Origin of the sequence: Dongia sp. (genome assembly GCF_041910485.1) — a bacterium.
Lineage (GTDB): Bacteria > Pseudomonadota > Alphaproteobacteria > Dongiales > Dongiaceae > Dongia.
The window spans coordinates 1-14740 of the sequence record NZ_JAYRQR010000054.1; the positions used below are offsets into that span (position 1 = coordinate 1).

Annotated in this window: 15 protein-coding genes; 10 read left to right on the forward strand and 5 right to left on the reverse strand. The window is 62.7% G+C overall.

Annotated elements, in window-relative coordinates; genetic code table 11:
• The 3 genes from ACE3PP_RS18090 to ACE3PP_RS18100 all read left to right on the forward strand — a co-directional run.
• The coding region (locus tag ACE3PP_RS18090; RefSeq protein WP_374384667.1) for an exodeoxyribonuclease VII large subunit at positions 1–833 on the forward strand (833 nt) is incomplete at its 5' end.
• Complete coding sequence (locus tag ACE3PP_RS18095; RefSeq protein ID WP_374384668.1) at positions 830–1636, forward strand: M23 family metallopeptidase; 807 nt, start codon at positions 830–832, stop codon at positions 1634–1636. The genes ACE3PP_RS18090 and ACE3PP_RS18095, both read left to right, overlap by 4 nt.
• Positions 1637–1703: 67 nt before the next feature.
• Complete coding sequence (locus ACE3PP_RS18100) at positions 1704–2903, forward strand: hypothetical protein (RefSeq protein WP_374384669.1); 1200 nt, start codon at positions 1704–1706, stop codon at positions 2901–2903.
• Between the two features lie 3 nt (positions 2904–2906).
• Here ACE3PP_RS18100 and ACE3PP_RS18105 read toward each other — a convergent pair whose 3' ends face one another.
• Positions 2907–3605 (reverse strand): pyridoxamine 5'-phosphate oxidase family protein, encoded by a 699-nt coding sequence (locus tag ACE3PP_RS18105; RefSeq protein ID WP_374384670.1) that lies wholly within the window; start codon positions 3603–3605, stop codon positions 2907–2909.
• A 113-nt stretch (positions 3606–3718) separates the two neighbouring features.
• Between ACE3PP_RS18105 and ACE3PP_RS18110 the strand changes: the two genes are divergently transcribed.
• Positions 3719–5215, forward strand: coding sequence for a PLP-dependent aminotransferase family protein (locus ACE3PP_RS18110; RefSeq protein ID WP_374384671.1), 1497 nt, complete (start codon positions 3719–3721; stop codon positions 5213–5215).
• 33 nt (positions 5216–5248) lie between these two features.
• The gene (locus tag ACE3PP_RS18115) at positions 5249–6163 is read left to right on the forward strand and encodes a C13 family peptidase (protein WP_374384672.1); all 915 of its coding nucleotides are present in this window, start codon (positions 5249–5251) and stop codon (positions 6161–6163) included.
• 4 nt (positions 6164–6167) lie between these two features.
• Here the strand turns inward: ACE3PP_RS18115 and ACE3PP_RS18120 are convergent, their stop codons facing one another.
• Positions 6168–6644 (reverse strand): DUF1203 domain-containing protein, encoded by a 477-nt coding sequence (locus ACE3PP_RS18120; protein WP_374384673.1) that lies wholly within the window; start codon positions 6642–6644, stop codon positions 6168–6170.
• Positions 6645–6793: 149 nt separating this feature from the next.
• Between ACE3PP_RS18120 and ACE3PP_RS18125 the strand changes: the two genes are divergently transcribed.
• The 5 genes from ACE3PP_RS18125 to ACE3PP_RS18145 all read left to right on the forward strand — a co-directional run bounded on the left by ACE3PP_RS18125 (position 6794) and on the right by ACE3PP_RS18145 (position 11290).
• Positions 6794–7627, forward strand: a complete 834-nt coding sequence (locus ACE3PP_RS18125; RefSeq protein WP_374384674.1) for a GyrI-like domain-containing protein — start codon at positions 6794–6796, stop codon at positions 7625–7627.
• Positions 7628–7630: 3 nt separating this feature from the next.
• Positions 7631–8671, forward strand: coding sequence for a serine hydrolase domain-containing protein (locus tag ACE3PP_RS18130; RefSeq protein ID WP_374384675.1), 1041 nt, complete (start codon positions 7631–7633; stop codon positions 8669–8671).
• Positions 8672–8736: 65 nt separating this feature from the next.
• Complete coding sequence (locus ACE3PP_RS18135; RefSeq protein WP_374384676.1) at positions 8737–9717, forward strand: ATP-binding cassette domain-containing protein; 981 nt, start codon at positions 8737–8739, stop codon at positions 9715–9717.
• Positions 9714–10511: an ABC transporter permease gene (locus ACE3PP_RS18140; RefSeq protein WP_374384677.1), complete on the forward strand. Its 798-nt coding sequence runs from the start codon at positions 9714–9716 to the stop codon at positions 10509–10511. The genes ACE3PP_RS18135 and ACE3PP_RS18140 overlap by 4 nt, the downstream gene beginning before the upstream one ends.
• On the forward strand, positions 10508–11290 hold the full coding sequence (locus tag ACE3PP_RS18145) for an ABC transporter permease (protein WP_374384678.1): 783 nt from the start codon (positions 10508–10510) through the stop codon (positions 11288–11290). Before ACE3PP_RS18140 ends, ACE3PP_RS18145 begins: the two co-directional genes overlap by 4 nt.
• Positions 11291–11344: 54 nt before the next feature.
• On the opposite strand, the gene ACE3PP_RS18150 is transcribed toward ACE3PP_RS18145, so the two are convergent.
• The 3 genes from ACE3PP_RS18150 to ACE3PP_RS18160 form a co-directional block, all read right to left on the reverse strand.
• Positions 11345–11974, reverse strand: coding sequence for a transposase (locus ACE3PP_RS18150; RefSeq protein WP_374384680.1), 630 nt, complete (start codon positions 11972–11974; stop codon positions 11345–11347).
• A 371-nt stretch (positions 11975–12345) separates the two neighbouring features.
• On the reverse strand, positions 12346–13074 hold the full coding sequence (locus ACE3PP_RS18155) for a hypothetical protein (RefSeq protein WP_374384681.1): 729 nt from the start codon (positions 13072–13074) through the stop codon (positions 12346–12348).
• A 200-nt stretch (positions 13075–13274) separates the two neighbouring features.
• Complete coding sequence (locus ACE3PP_RS18160; RefSeq protein WP_374384682.1) at positions 13275–14567, reverse strand: HlyD family type I secretion periplasmic adaptor subunit; 1293 nt, start codon at positions 14565–14567, stop codon at positions 13275–13277.
• Positions 14568–14740 lie beyond the last annotated feature (173 nt).

Genomic DNA, 14740 nt, shown 5'->3' on the forward strand with positions numbered 1-14740 from the left:
GCGGGTCGATCGAGGATCTGATGGCTTTCAACGAAGAGATCGTGGTGCGCGCGGCGGCCGAGAGCGCCATCCCGCTCATCTCCGCCGTCGGTCACGAAACGGACACGACGCTCATCGACTTCGCCTCCGACCGCCGCGCGCCAACGCCGACGGCCGCCGCCGAAATGGCTGTGCCGGTGCGGGCGGAACTTGCCTCGCTGCTGGGCGAGATCGGGCATCGCTTGGCCAGCACCGTGACGCGGCGTCTGGGCGAGGCACGCATCACGGTCGAAGGCCTGGCGCGGGGGCTTCCGGAACCCATGCGCCTCATCCAGGAAAAGGGCCAGCAACTCGACAGCTGGGCCGAACGCTGGGCCAATGCGCGGCGTCCCTACTTCCACCGCCGCCTCGATCGCCTCGCGCAATTGCGGGCCGAGTTGAAGACGCCCCACCAGCAACTGGCCGAAGCTCGGAGTGCCGTCGACCTCACCGCCAACAAGCTGGGCAACGCCTTCAATCTCGCCCTCGAGCGGCAGCACCGTTCGCTTGAGCGGGTGGCGAGCGGGCTCACTCCGCGCCTCCTCACCGATCTTGCGACGCGCAAGCGCACGCTGCTCGAACATCTCGGCCAATTGCTCGACAGCTACTCCTACGAAAAGATTCTCGAACGCGGCTTCGCCCTGGTGCGTGATGCAGCGGGCAAGCCGGTCCTCGCCGCCGCATCGGTGAGCGACGGCGATGCGCTCACCCTGCAGTTCCGCGACGGCTCGGTCGAAGCGGTCGCCGGCAAGGGGCCAGACAAACCGAAACGCGGCAAGGGTTCCGCATCGGGCACGCAAGGGTCATTGCTGTGAAGCTGCATCTGATATTGGGCGCGGCCATGTGCCTGCTCGCCACCTCGGCAAGTGCTGTCGACCTTCAGGGTCATCTGCAACCCGGCGGCTTTGCCGTGGGACATGTGGAACCCGGCGCCACCGTGCTGCTGGGCGAGAATCCGATTGAGGTGGGGAGCGACGGCACGTTCGTGATCGGCTTCGGCCGCGATCAGGGCACTGCCGCACAGCTCACCATCGTCCATGCCGATGGCAAGGTCGAACAGCAGGAACTTTCCGTGGCACCGCGCAGCTACGAAATCCAGCGCATCGACAAGCTGGATCAGAACATGGTGACGCCGGACCCGGCGACCGAAGCCCGCATCAAGGCGGACCAGGCCAAGGTCAAGGCCGCGCGCGCCAACCCATCGAACCGGCGCGATTTTCTGGCGACTTTCATCTGGCCCGCCGAAGGGCCGATCAGCGGGGTCTATGGCAGCCAGCGCATCCTCAACGGAACACCCAAGGCGCCCCATTTCGGCACCGACATCGCGGCCCCCGAAGGCAGCCCCATCGTCGCCCCGGCCGCCGGCATGGTGCGCCTCGCTGAAACCGATTTCTACCTGACCGGCGGCACCGTGATCATCGACCACGGCCTCGGCATCTATTCGAGCTATCTCCATATGAGCCGGATTGACGTCGTGCCGGGCGAGGAGGTCCGCCAGGGCCAGGTGATCGGCGCCGTCGGCAAGACCGGGCGCGCCACCGGCCCCCACCTTCATTGGGGGCTCAATTGGAACGAGGTCCGGCTCGATCCGGCCCTGCTTTTGCCGCCCCGGCCTTGATCGGCGGCTTGACGACTCGGCGACCGGCCCCATACTGGCCGTCTTCTTTAGAATGGGTTCCCACGGCATGAGCGAGATCGACGAACTGGTGGACTGGATCAGCAATCCGCCGATCAATCGTGGCATGGTGCCCTATGTCCTGGTGCTGAACCTTGAGGAGTTCACCCGGACCAAGGAAGGAATCGAATTCCTGAAGGCCTTTGCCGACCGGCTGGAGGAATTCTTCTCCGGCCGCGGCTGCCGGCTTTATCGCCTGAGCCTCGCCAGCCTTGTGATGACGGTGGCCGACCAGGAGGTGCTGGTCTCCGGCATCCTCTCCGACACCAAGCTGCAGCTCCTGCGCATGATCGGCCGGCAGCTGCCAGACTATTTCGGCGCGGTCGACGTCAACCGCATCACCCAGATCATCGATTTGCGCCGCGACCGGCCGCGCGCCTTGGAGCTGGTGCGGCGCCTCGCCGATCAGGCCGCCAATGTCGACCAAGTCTCGCACATGATGGATATGCTCCTCCTCGAGCATATCACCAAGATCGAGGCCGCCTACCGGCAGCTGGGCGACGCGCGCTTTGCGGATCTGTTTCTGCGCAGCCAGCAGATCGCCATCCATGAGGAAGGCAAGCCGCTGCATCCGGTGATGAGCGAGTTCTTCGCGAGCATGGCGGCGCTCCGGCAGCATCTCCTCGTCGGCGTCGACATGCGCCACAACAAGAACGTCTTCAACCAGATGACGGTAACCCTCGACCGCATCATCTTGAAGGCGATCGAAGGTATCAAACGCCCGGAACAGCGCGCCTCGCTCAACCTCAATATCGAAAGCGTCTTCTCCAGCGATTTCGACGTCTTCGAGAAGCGCTCGCTGAATTCCCTGCGGCGCTTCAATTTCGAGTTCCGCATCGGCGACATCATGCAGAACTTCAACGAGTTCCTCGCGGCCCGCGACCTCATTCAAGGACGCGGCGGCACGGTGGCGATCGATGGGCTGCTGCCCTCGCTCATCAACGTGATCGACCTTGCCCAGCTCAACCCGAACATGGTGAAGGTCTTCTGGCAGCCGGGCATCGGCGCGGAACTCATGCGCCGGCGCAGCTATTTCGACCGCATGCGACAGGCCGGCATCGTGCTGGCCCTGGCCCGCGTCGATGACGAGGACGGCTATATGACCGGCCGCGATCTGGGCTTCGGCATGTTCCAGGGCTATCACATCGACAAGCTGCTGAGCTCGCCGACGCCGGTTCCCCTGTCGGAATATCGCGGCGTCGGTCGCTAGGCCCTATTCCGTCATCTGCGCCACAAGCAATTCGTCGAAGCGGGCACCATCGCGATAGCGCGTGAGACCCGTCGGGAAATCGACGCCCTTCTTCAGGCGCGGATCGGCTTCCGGCTTTCCCACCACTTGCTGGATCGGGATCACGCCCGCCCAGCAATCGAGCGCATAGTCCGCCTCGTCATCCTTGGGGTGGCCGGTGCGGGTTTTCGCTGAGGCTTCCTCGATCTCCATCGCGATGACGGTGGTGCCTTTCAATTCCTGCGTTTCGTTGGGACGCAGCTCGGCCCGGCGGCCGGGATAGAGACGGTCGATGAAAAGGTCGAGCTGCGCTGCCTCTTCGCGCGGATCGTCGACCAGCTTCGCCGTGCCGAAGGCCATGACCGAGCGATAGTTGATCGAATGATGGAAGCCCGAGCGCGCGAGGACGAGACCGTCGAGATGGGTGACGGTGACGCAGGCCGGGACGCCTTTCTCCTGGAAGCGCAGCATGCGCGAGGCGGCGGAACCGTGCCAATAGAGTGTCCGCCCCTGCCGCCAGAAAGCAGTCGGCGTCACGAAGGGCTGACCTTCCATGACATAGCCGACATGGGCGATGAAGGCGGCGTCGAGGATCGCGAAGATGCTGGCCTCGTCATATTTCCCGCGTTCGTGCAGGCGTTTGACGCGGCTGCGGTCGGTCGGCGTAAAGCTGGCATCGGGCATGATCGGCGCTCTCGGCAATGGGTTGCGACATGCGCAAAGGATCGCCTGAAAAGCGGTTCCTTATAAAGATCCGGATCATGTTATAGTCTGGTACCACTTTGGGAACGCCCACCATGCCCAAGCCATCCGGCATCGGCTCGCTGCTTGCCGTCAGCCTCGACCCGGCGGCGCCGACGCCGCTCTTCCAGCAACTCTATGCCGACCTGCGTCAGGCGATCCTCAATGCGCGCCTGCGGCCGGGCGAGAAACTGCCGGCAAGCCGGGCGCTGGCCGATGAGTTGGGCATTTCGCGCAACACCGTGCTCGGCGCCTTCGACCAGTTGCTGAGCGAGGGCTATCTGGTGATGCGCGGCGGGTCGGGAACCTATGTGGCGAGCGATCTGCCTGACCTCCGCCCCGAGACGGCGCGCCGTTCCGGCACCGCCGCCGCCGCACCGAAGATCGCCCAGCGCGGGCAACGGCTGCTCGATGCGCCGCGCGCACGCCCCGCGCCGACACCTTCGCTGCTCGCTCCCTGTTTCATGCCGGGTCATATCGACAGCAGCGACTTTCCCTTTGCGCTGTGGTCACGGCTCCTTGCCAAAAGTTGGCGTCATCCGGCGACGGCCGTGATCAATGGCGGCGATCCCGGCGGCTATCCACCCTTGCGCGCGGCCATTGCCGACTATCTGCGCCAGGCGCGCGGCATCGATTGTGCGGCCGAGGATATCCTGATCGTGAGTGGCATCCGCCAGGCGGTCGACCTCACCTGTCGTTTGCTTATCGACGCGGGAGACAAGGTCTGGGTCGAGCGGCCGGGCTTTCCCGGTATCGGCGCCGCCATCAGCGCCTCGGGCGGGAGCCTCGTCCATGTCACCGTCGATGAGGAAGGGCTCGATGTCGAGGAAGGCTTGCGCCAAGCCCCCAAGGCACGCCTCGCTTGCGTCGCCCCTTCACATCAATATCCGCTGGGCATAGTGATGTCGCTGCAGCGGCGCCTCGCCCTCCTCGCCTGGGCACGCGCGGCGAAGGCCTGGGTGCTGGAGGACGATTACGACAGCGAGTTCCGCTATTCGGGCCGGCCCCTCGCCGCCCTGCGCAGCCTCGATGAGGATGGCCGCGTCATTTATGTGGGCACCTTGTCGAAGCTGCTGTTCCCCTCCTTGCGCGTCGGCTATCTGGTAGCACCACCCACGCTCTCGGAAGCGTTCCGCCAGGTCCGCGCCGTGGTCGACGATCAACCGGCGATGGCGACGCAGCCGGCGCTCGCTGAGTTCTTCGCGAGCGGTCACTTGGCCGCCCACGTCCGCCGCATGCGCCGCCGCTACGCCCATCGCCAATCCCTGCTGCTGGACGCGGCCACGCGCCATTTTGGCGACAGGATCGTCATGAAGCCGGATGCGGCGGGCCTGCATCTGGTAGCAAGGCTGAACGACCCCATTTTGCGCCGGTTGGGGGATGCGGCGGTCGCGCAGAAAATTGCCGCTGCGGGCGTGACGGTCTCCCCCCTCTCCGCCTATGATGTGGGGAAGACGCGCCAGAATAGCGGATTGATGTTCGGCTATGCCGCCGTCCCCGATGACCGTATTGCGGCCGGGGTCAAGGCCATCGCCGCCGCCCTTCGCTTGTAGTACCGGCGCCTTTGGATTTAGGGATGGATGTTGATGATGCGTTTCGGAAAATTCCTGTCGGTCCTGCCGTTGATCGCCATGCTGGGCGGATGTTTTGGCAGCGGCCAGCAAACCGCGGAACCCGCCGCTGCACCGGCCACGGCGCCGGTCGCTGCACCTGCTGCCGAGGTAGCTGCGCCCGAGACAACGGTGCCTGAGACAACGATGCCTGAGACAACGATACCTGAGGCAGCCGCGCCGCAGCCCGCCCCGGACAGCAATGCCCAGCAGCAGACGGCCATCGCCTCCGTCCCGCGCAAGAACGAATGGGGCGCCTTGTTCGTGGCCGGCGATCATTCGATCAAGGCGTTCGACAATGCGACGCGCCGCTTCTATTCCCTCATCGAGCGCAAGCCCGATGTGGTCATGAGTCGCCTCACTTCCGACCCCAGCATCGCGCCGTCGGAGAATGAGATTGCCGATGTCGGGACGATCGATGCGGCGCTCGGCTACGTCACCAAGAGCCAGCAGGAGAAATGCCTGGTCTTCATGACCTCGCACGGGACCAAGGACGGTTTCTATCTGAGCCAGGCGAGCGGCACCGGCGCCTTGTTGCCGCCGCGCGTGCTTGATCAATGGCTCGACAATCATTGCGGCACGCGACCGACGGTCGTCATCGTCTCCGCCTGCTACAGCGGCATCTTCCTGCATGACGGGATGGAGCAGCCCAACCGCATCATCCTCACCGCGGCGCGCGACGATCGGCCTTCCTTCGGCTGCGGTGCGGGGCAGGTCTATACCTATTACGACAAGTGCCTGCTGGATTCCTGGACCTGGGTCTATACTTGGGCTGAACTCTATGACCGCACCAAGGCCTGCGTCGCCGAGCGCGAGGCGGAACTGGGCGCGACCCCATCGGAACCACAGGCCTATTTCGGCGCCGATGTCGCCAATCTGGCAATGCCCTGATCGCTCACGCCCGCTCGATCCGGCATTGAAAGCAATTGTTGAAGGCCGAGCGGACGTGGAGATAGGCGACGTCGTCGCGTTCCAGCACGCGCGCGGCAGCATCCTGCATTTCGGCCGGCGTCACCAATTGGCCGGTGCCATAGACGATGCGGTCGGCCGCATTGTAACCCTTGATGAGGAAGAGCTTGCGCACGGCAATGACCGGCGGCAACTCGCCGGTTTCCGGATGGCGCGGGCAGCCATCGGCATGGAGGAAGATCGGCCCGGTCTCGGCATAGGGCTGCGCTGACGGAAAAGGCCGGTAGTTCAGGATAAGATAGATATCGCCCGCCGCCACATCCTGCTGGCAATGCCGGCAGGGGACGCCGTCGCCATCGGAAATGTGCCTTTCCGGCAGTTGTCCGTTGGCGTCCGGAGCGCCACCCTGGAGGGCGCGCACTGTTTCGGTCGGCAGCGAGACGAATTTGATGGCGGCGGTCATAGTGCTGACTCCAGATCGGTGAGATGATCCGACTATCGCCAACCGGCAGGATCGCCGCTATCCGATGCTTGCTGTCCGGCAACAGCAAGATCGATCAAATGGGGCGCCGGCCGGTTTGGCATAAAGGGCCGGCCAAGTGAGAGTGCAAGATGAAGCCAGTCGACAGAGCCCTGTGGTACATCGAGAGTCATTTCCGCGACGATATTTCGCTGGATGACATTGCGAAAAATGGCGGCGTTTCCCGCTTCCACCTGTCGCGCGCTTTTTCGGCCGCCACCACCCATTCCGTCATCGGCTATCTGCGCGGCAGGCGCCTGACGGAAGCGGCACGGCGGCTGGCCGACGGTGCCCCCGATATTCTCGATGTGGCGATCGAGATCGGCTATGGCTCGCACGAGGCCTTCACTCGCGCCTTTCGCGATTTCTTCGGCCTGACGCCGGAAGAGGTGCGCCAGCGCGGAAGTTTGCAAGATCTTTCCTGTCTGGAGCCCATGCGCATGGACGATATCAGAACGATCGCCTTGAACGAGCCCCGTTTCGCGGAGATGCCGGCGCGCCTTTTTGTCGGCATCAACGACAAATTCAACAGCGGTAACGTGGCTGGCATCCCAGCCCTGTGGCAGCGTTTCAACGCCTATTGGGGCGCAATACCGCACATGGTTCCCGGTGCCGGCTATGGCATCTGCCATACCCACGACGATAGCGGCAATTTCGACTATGTGGCGGGCGTCGAAGTGACGGAGTTCACCGACGTGCCGGCAGAGCTGTTCCGCCTGCGCGTGCCAGCGCAGCGTTATGCCATCTTCGCCCATGAGGGGCACGTATCCGACATCCGCAGCGTCTGCCACACGATCTGGAACAAATGGCTGCCGGCATCCGGTTTCAAGGCCGCCGACACGCCGGTGCAGGAACGCTATCATGCGCGCTTCGATCCCGCGACCGGGTTGGGCGGTTTCGAGATCTGGCTGCCGATCAAGGAGTAAGCGATGCCGTATCAGTGGCAAGCGGATGCACCGACCGAACATGGTTTCAGCGCCGCGTTCGAGCCGAAGCTCGATGGCGCCGTTGCCGATGGTGCGCTGCCGGACCTGCATGGGCTCGTCATCGCGGCCGACGGGAAGCGCATTCTGGAGCGCTATGTGACCGGGGAGGACGAAGCCTGGGGCCGACCCTTGGGATGCGTCGATTTCGGCCCCGACACGCTTCACGATCTGCGATCGGTCAGCAAATCGATCGTGGGTCTGCTCTACGGCATCGCATTGGGGCTGGGCCAAGTGCCGGCACCAGAGGCGCCGCTTCTCGCGCAATTTCCGGAACATGCCGATCTTGCCCAGCATCCGCATTTGCACGAACTCACGCTCTTCCATGTTCTCACCATGACGATGGGGCAGGAATGGAATGAGGATCTCCCCTACACCGATCCGGCCAACAGCGAGATCGCGATGGAGATGGCGCCGGACCGGTTCCGTTTCATTCTGGAACGACCCGCCTGCGCAACGCCGGGGTCGAAATGGACCTATACAGGCGGTGCCTCGGCGCTCCTTGGGCGGATCATCGAGAAGGGCTCCGGCCTTTCTCTGCTCGACTTCGCGCGCACACATCTCTTCACGCCACTCGGCATAGATGCCGCCGACTGGACCAGAGGCGGCGATGGAACCTTCTCCGCCGCGTCCGGATTGCGCCTGACGCCCTGGGATCTCGCGGCGATCGGGCAATGCGTGCTGCAGGACGGGCGTTTTACAGGGCGCGATATCATTCCCGCAGCCTGGCTTGCGGCAACGTTCACGCCGCGTATCGCCTGCTTCGACGATATCATGTACGGGTATCAATGGTATCTGCGCGCCGCCACCGATGGGCATGGGCCACGCCGCTTTGCCATGGGCAATGGCGGGCAACGCCTGATCCTCATACCCGAACGCGGCCTGTCCATCGCCATCCTCTGCGGCGCCTACAACCAGCCCGACCAATGGAAAACCCCTGCCGCCATCATGCTGGAGCATGTATTGCCGGCGCTTTCCGGCAACTAGGGCCGTTGTTGGCGAATCGGAAAGGCATGCGATAATTCATCCCACGCTGATGGCAGGGGTGATACGTGATCTCGCTTCGCAATCTTTCCATGCATTTCAAGGTTCATGTGAAAGAGGCCGGATTCCTGGGGAGCCTGCGATCACTGGTCCGGCGGCAGTATCGCGAAATCGTCGCCGTCGACGGCATCAGCTTCGACATTCCGGATGGCGAGGTCGTCGGGTTCTTGGGCCCCAATGGCGCCGGCAAGACCACGACCTTGAAGATGATGTCGGGCCTGCTGCACCCGAGCGCCGGCACCGTCACCGTCAACGGGCACACGCCGCACAAGCGCGACAATTCCTTTCTGCAGAGCATCACTCTGGTCATGGGGCAGAAGCAGCAATTGCTGTGGGATCTGCCGGCGAGCGATTCCTTTCTGGTCAACCAGGCCTATTACGGCATCGGCGATGCAGATTATCGCCGGCGCCTGGGCGAACTGGTCGAGTTGCTGGCACTCAAACACATCATCGACAAGCCGATGCGCACGCTGTCGCTGGGTGAGCGCATGAAGTGCGAGCTGGCGGCCGCCCTGCTGCACCAGCCCAAGATCCTGTTCCTCGACGAGCCGACCATCGGCCTCGACATCACCATGCAGCAGAATGTGCGCGATTTCATCCGCGACTATAACCGGCTGCACAAGGCGACGGTGGTTCTCACCTCGCATTACATGGGCGATATCGCGGCGCTGGTTTCGCGCGTCATCGTCATCGATCAGGGCCGCGTGGTTTTCGACGGAAGTTTGCGCGATCTCACCCAGCGCATGGTGGACCGCAAGATCCTGAAGCTGCATTTCGCGACACCGGTCACGCGGCAGGCGCTGGAACGGTTCGGCCTGGTTGAGCGGCTCGATGGCCATGCCGCCACCCTCCGCGTCGAACGCGGCGCGGTGCCGCAGGTTGCCGGCGCGATCCTCGCCAACTTTCCGGTCGAGGATATCGCCATCGAGGACATCCCCATCGAGGATGTTTTGCGCTCGCTCTTCGCCGGATCGGGAGCGCCATCGTGATCGGCCGGCATCTCCGCGCCATCGGCCGTTCCTTCGCCAGCGCCTATGCCAGCAATCTGCAATACCGCGTCGAGTTCCTGCTTTATATGAGCGCGGGGCTGATCCCCATCTTCATGCTGTTCGCCTGGCGGTCGCTGGCCGATGCAGGCTACACCGGCGACGTCGATCGTACCTGGTTCGCCGCCTATTTCCTGTTCGTCTTCGCATCACGGCAGTTGAGCCCGATCTGGCTCATCCGCGAAATGGACCGGCAGGTGCGCCTTGGCCAGCTGTCGCATCACCTGCTGCGCCCGGCACCGCTCTATTGGCGGCTGATCGGGCATCAGCTCTCCGACAATGCGATCCGCCTGCCGGTGATCCTCATCATCGTGCCGCTGGGCCTCTTCCTGTTCGACGCCTGGCCCGCCGTGCAGGGTGCGCGCCTGCCGCTGTTTCTGCTGTCGCTGCTGCTGGCGGTGCTGATCCATTTCCACCTCGAACTCAGCATCGGGCTCACCGCTTTCTGGACCGACCAATCCTGGGCGTTCGAGGATTTCTATACGGTGGCTTTCTATCTCCTCACCGGATTCACCGTGCCGCTCACGATGTTTCCGGAAACGATGCAACATGTCCTTTCCTGGCTGCCCTGGCGTTACATGTTCGGCCTGCCGGTCGAGTTTCTGATGGGTGAGCATGCGGGCGCGCAGCTTGTGGGATTGATCGCGGGGCAGATCCTGTGGCTTGGGCTGACGGCGGGGACGGCCTTGCTGCTGTGGCGGCGCGGCCTGCGCCGGTTCACCGGAGCCGGCGCATGAGATCGGCGCGCCTCCTCGGTTGCTTCATCACCAATTCGGTGCAACAGGACATGGCCTATCGCACCGGCTTCATCGTCAACATGGTGAGCACGCTGGTGGCGCTCGGCGCCAACTTCCTGGTGCTGCAGGCGCTGCTCAGCCGGGGCGGCGATATTGCCGGCTGGGACCAGCATGCGGTGACGGCGCTGCTCGGCGTCTTCACCTTGTGCGATGCGACGGTGGGCCTCGTCTTCCGCCCCAGCCTGCGCAAGATCGCCGAATATATCGAGCTCGGCAGCATGGACTATATGCTGCTGAAACCGGTCAATCTGCAATTCACCATGTCGCTCCGGGCCTGGAGCGTCTGGCAGCTGCCGAACTTCTGCATCGGTGCCGCCTTGATCGGCATCGGCATGGCGGGCGCCGGGACGTTGAGCAGCGAGCGTATCGCGATGGCGATTCTCGCCCTCGCCGCCGGCATCACGATCCTCTACACGCTGTGGGCGATGGTGACGGTCTCGGCTTTCTGGTTCGTGCGCATCAGCAACGCGCAGATGATCCTCTATGCGCTGATGAGTGCCGCGCGCTATCCGGCGACGATCTATCCGGCGGGTTTGCGCCTCTTCTTCACCTTCGCGCTGCCCATCGTCTTCATCACCAACATCCCCGCCGCCACCGCCGTCGCCAAGGCCAATTGGGAAAACGTCGCCCTGGGCTGGCTCATCGCCGCCCTCCTCTTCGCCCTGTCGATGCTGATCTGGCGTCATGCGGTGCGCCACTATACGAGTGCCAGCAGCTGAGGCCTCACCCGCACTTGCTGTAGCCGCAGGAAGTGCGGAGGTCGCAGAATAATCTCACTCTGACCCCGATTTCATTCTCCTGCCCAGGGCCCAGCCACCTTGCGTGGCGTGGCGCAAGGCCGCCACCATGTCCTCCGGCAGGGCGGCTCGAAACAGCTGGCGATAGGCTTGATGCCGGGCCGCCGGTTGGCGGCCGAGCGCCAGATAGATCGGATGATCGGTGAGCAGCGGGTTCTCTTCTCCCGTGGCGTGGGCGCGGTAGCTGGACCAAGGATAGGCCGATGGCTGGCGGGTCATGCGCGCGCGCACCGGGTTGAGTTCGATGTAGCGCTGGCAGGCGAGCAGATAGGCGTCCGCCTCAATCGGCGCGGCGCGGTAGCGCCCCTCCCACAAGGTGCCGCTGCGCCGATAGGTGCGGTTGACATGCCCGACATAGCGCCGCCCCAGGCTCTGCATCGCGCGCGGCAAGCCGTCGGCATCCGAGGGACTCAGCAGCAAGTGGACGTGATTGGTCATCAGGACATAGGCGTGAATGCGCACGCCGTTCGCCGCCGCTGCCTCACCCAGCCAACCGAGATAGAGCTGATAGTCTTCCCCATCGAAGAAGACCGGCTCCCGATTTTTGCCTCGCTGGATGACATGCAACGGCACGTCCTTCAGGAAATACCGACCCAATCTCGCCATCACCAGCCCCCAAGCTGCGCCTCATGCTTCACCAAACAAGCGCCTCTAAATAAATCTCACTCTGACCCCGATTTCCACTGACCCCGATTTCCATAGTACGTGCCGCGCGTACGTGCTCGACCAGACCTCGAAACGAACTGTCGTGTCACGTTTCCAGACATCTTGGTAAATCTTATAACCTGGAGTGGACATACCGAGCTGATACGTATCCAAGTACAATTGCACTTCGCGCTGCGTAGTGCCTTTGAATGTTACACGCTCAATCGTCGCAACAAATGCGCCGAGCTTGTCGCTGTATTTGATCTCATAGACGGACATAATTGTTCTCTGAAGCTATAGGGGTGATAAGAATAGACGGGTGTGTGCTACGGTTAGTGACGCCAGAGCTTGGCCGTGAATGCCGCGTAGCAGGCCCGTATTTGCGTGATTGACGCGGTCAACTTCTGTTCATCGACGACTGTTGACGAGGCAGGCCAGCTTGAAAACTGTTCTACGGAAACATCGAACAAGCTCAGCTCCAAGACACCGATCTTTGTTCCATCGTGACGATGCCACATAACGGTTTCGCAGCTCACCGCTGGCGAAAGCATTAAGTCACGTTCGGGCTGTGTTTCGATCTCTCGCGCCGGGTCAATAAGCCACTTCGGCGAAGGTATGTTGCTCGTAGATGCAAAACTATCTGGAGACCCATCTCCGGGTGTCCTCGCTGCCTGAAGTCCTGAATAGTTACCCACTACCGGCAACGCAAATGTACTCACACGCACGACTCCAGCAAGATCCGGGATAGCTTTATATGGGTGCTTGACCCCGTCCTTATCGAAGAGTTCTCGAAATCCAATCCAGCGGATAGCGAGAGCTTGCGTCGATGAATTCTTGTTTTGCTCTTCAAGTGCCTCTTTAACAATAGCCGTCGATGTAGGGGGCAAATTGATATCAAATGCAACAATGGAGAGAGCTGGTGGCGAGCTTGCCACAGAGCGAGTGGCGCAGCCGCCAAGTACGAGTGTTGCCAAACCGACAACTACAAAATTTCTCAACTGCATCCGATTAATGGATACACGCCAAGCCCTTATTGCAATAGGAAGTCCGACAGTAGTCATGTTTAGTCGCCTCAAAAAAATTAGGACGTAAGGCCTCAAGCGACGCATATGGTGTTGGCCGCCAAAGAACGAGCGCTGCAGTGCCAGCCGCTACATAGGCAGCTGTCAAGTTGCTAGTTGTAGGCATATGTAGACTAGGTGATTGTTAGGCACTCGAATTCCTGACTCGTTTTGAGGGCTGGGAAAGAAAATTGGATGCTTCACCGCTCCCTCCCCGCTTCGTCACCCATCCGCATCAACGGCGAGAGCACAAACTCAATCAGCTTCCTGGTCCCGGTCTTGATCTCCACCGCGGCGACCATGCCGGGGGTGAGTTGCACGTCTCTACCATCCACCTTCATCGTGTCTTTCTCGAGGCGGATGCGTGTCGTGTAGATGAGCCTGGGCGGGCCGCTGTTTGCTGGCTGCTCGACGGCATCGCCTGAGATGGTGGCGACATGGCCGACCATGGTGCCGTAGCGGGTGAAGGGGAAGGCGTCGAGTTTCACCACAGCCTCCTGACCCTCTTCCACAAAGCCGATATCCTTGTTCTCGATCTCCGCCTCGATCTCGATGCCGGCATCTTCCGGCACGATGACCATGAGGGGTTTCGCGGGTTCGACGACGCCGCCGATCGTGTGAAGCTGCAACTGCTGCACCGTGCCGGCGACGGGGGCGGTGAGGCGCTGCAGGGCCTGGCGCTGGGTCGCTTTTTTGAGTTCCTCGGTCAGCTGCGCGGCTTGGGCTTCCGCTTCCGTCAATTCCTTCAGCCGGTCGCGGTCGAACTCCTCTTTCGCCTGGGCGATCTGACGCTCTATCGTGGCGATGACAGCCTGGGCCTCATTGGCGCGCGCGTTCGCCACACTTGCCTCGCCTTCCATGGCGATGAGTTCCTGTTGCATCTCCAGGAATTGCTGCTTCGGGGTGAGACCCTTTTCAAGGAGGCCGCGCCGTGCTTCCACCTGTTCGCGCTTCAGGGGGAGCTGCGCTTCGATCTTGGCGATCTCGGCTTTCGTGCCGACCGCGTTGGCACGTTGGCGCTCCAACTCGCGCGCGAGCGCCGCCAGCTTCTCCTGCTGTTCGCCCAATTGGGTGGCACGGAAGGAGCGCGCGAGAGCGAGCGACGCTTCGTCGAAGCCGGAAGCAGCGCCCTCGTCATCCAGCGCCTCGCCACCGGGGAGGCCCAAAATCGAGCGCAGGCGCGCCACATCGAGGCGCTTTGTGGCGAGCTCCTTGGTCAGCCGGTCGGTATCGGCGCCGGTCGCGGTGGAATCAAGCTCGACCAGCAGATCGCCCTTTTCCACATGCTGGCCTTCCTCGACCGCGATCTTCGTGACAACGCCCGTCTCGAAGGCCTGGATCATCTTGGTGCGGCCCGAGGGCACGATCTTCCCCTGGCCCACCGCGACGATGTCGATCTCCCCCACGCAGGCCCAAAGGAGGGCGATGGCGGCGAAGGCGGAGATGGAGAGCGCCAGCGCTCTCCCTAAGGGCGAGGGCGGCGTCTCCAGCACCTCGACCGCGGCGGGGAGGAATTCCAGGGAAATCGCGTGAATGATCTGTGGTCCTTAAAGCCAACAAGATTGGCCTGGACAACTTATCAGAGAGAATTAATGATCCGCAACAGCTGACCGCAACATATGATTCGGCTGTCAGGTTCACGCTGCGGTCGACGGGCATGACACAG

What these genes read in the sequence shown, in the direction of transcription:
- ACE3PP_RS18130 (WP_374384675.1), top strand. Translation starts at nt 7,631, where the DNA reads ATGCCGTATCAGTGGCAAGCGGATGCACCGACCGAACATGGTTTCAGC.
- ACE3PP_RS18125 (WP_374384674.1), top strand. Translation starts at nt 6,794, where the DNA reads ATGAAGCCAGTCGACAGAGCCCTGTGGTACATCGAGAGTCATTTCCGC.
- ACE3PP_RS18120 (WP_374384673.1), bottom strand. Translation starts at nt 6,644, where the DNA reads ATGACCGCCGCCATCAAATTCGTCTCGCTGCCGACCGAAACAGTGCGC.
- ACE3PP_RS18155 (WP_374384681.1), bottom strand. Translation starts at nt 13,074, where the DNA reads ATGACTACTGTCGGACTTCCTATTGCAATAAGGGCTTGGCGTGTATCC.
- ACE3PP_RS18150 (WP_374384680.1), bottom strand. Translation starts at nt 11,974, where the DNA reads ATGGCGAGATTGGGTCGGTATTTCCTGAAGGACGTGCCGTTGCATGTC.
- ACE3PP_RS18110 (WP_374384671.1), top strand. Translation starts at nt 3,719, where the DNA reads ATGCCCAAGCCATCCGGCATCGGCTCGCTGCTTGCCGTCAGCCTCGAC.
- ACE3PP_RS18100 (WP_374384669.1), top strand. Translation starts at nt 1,704, where the DNA reads ATGAGCGAGATCGACGAACTGGTGGACTGGATCAGCAATCCGCCGATC.
- ACE3PP_RS18105 (WP_374384670.1), bottom strand. Translation starts at nt 3,605, where the DNA reads ATGCCCGATGCCAGCTTTACGCCGACCGACCGCAGCCGCGTCAAACGC.
- ACE3PP_RS18145 (WP_374384678.1), top strand. Translation starts at nt 10,508, where the DNA reads ATGAGATCGGCGCGCCTCCTCGGTTGCTTCATCACCAATTCGGTGCAA.
- ACE3PP_RS18115 (WP_374384672.1), top strand. Translation starts at nt 5,249, where the DNA reads ATGATGCGTTTCGGAAAATTCCTGTCGGTCCTGCCGTTGATCGCCATG.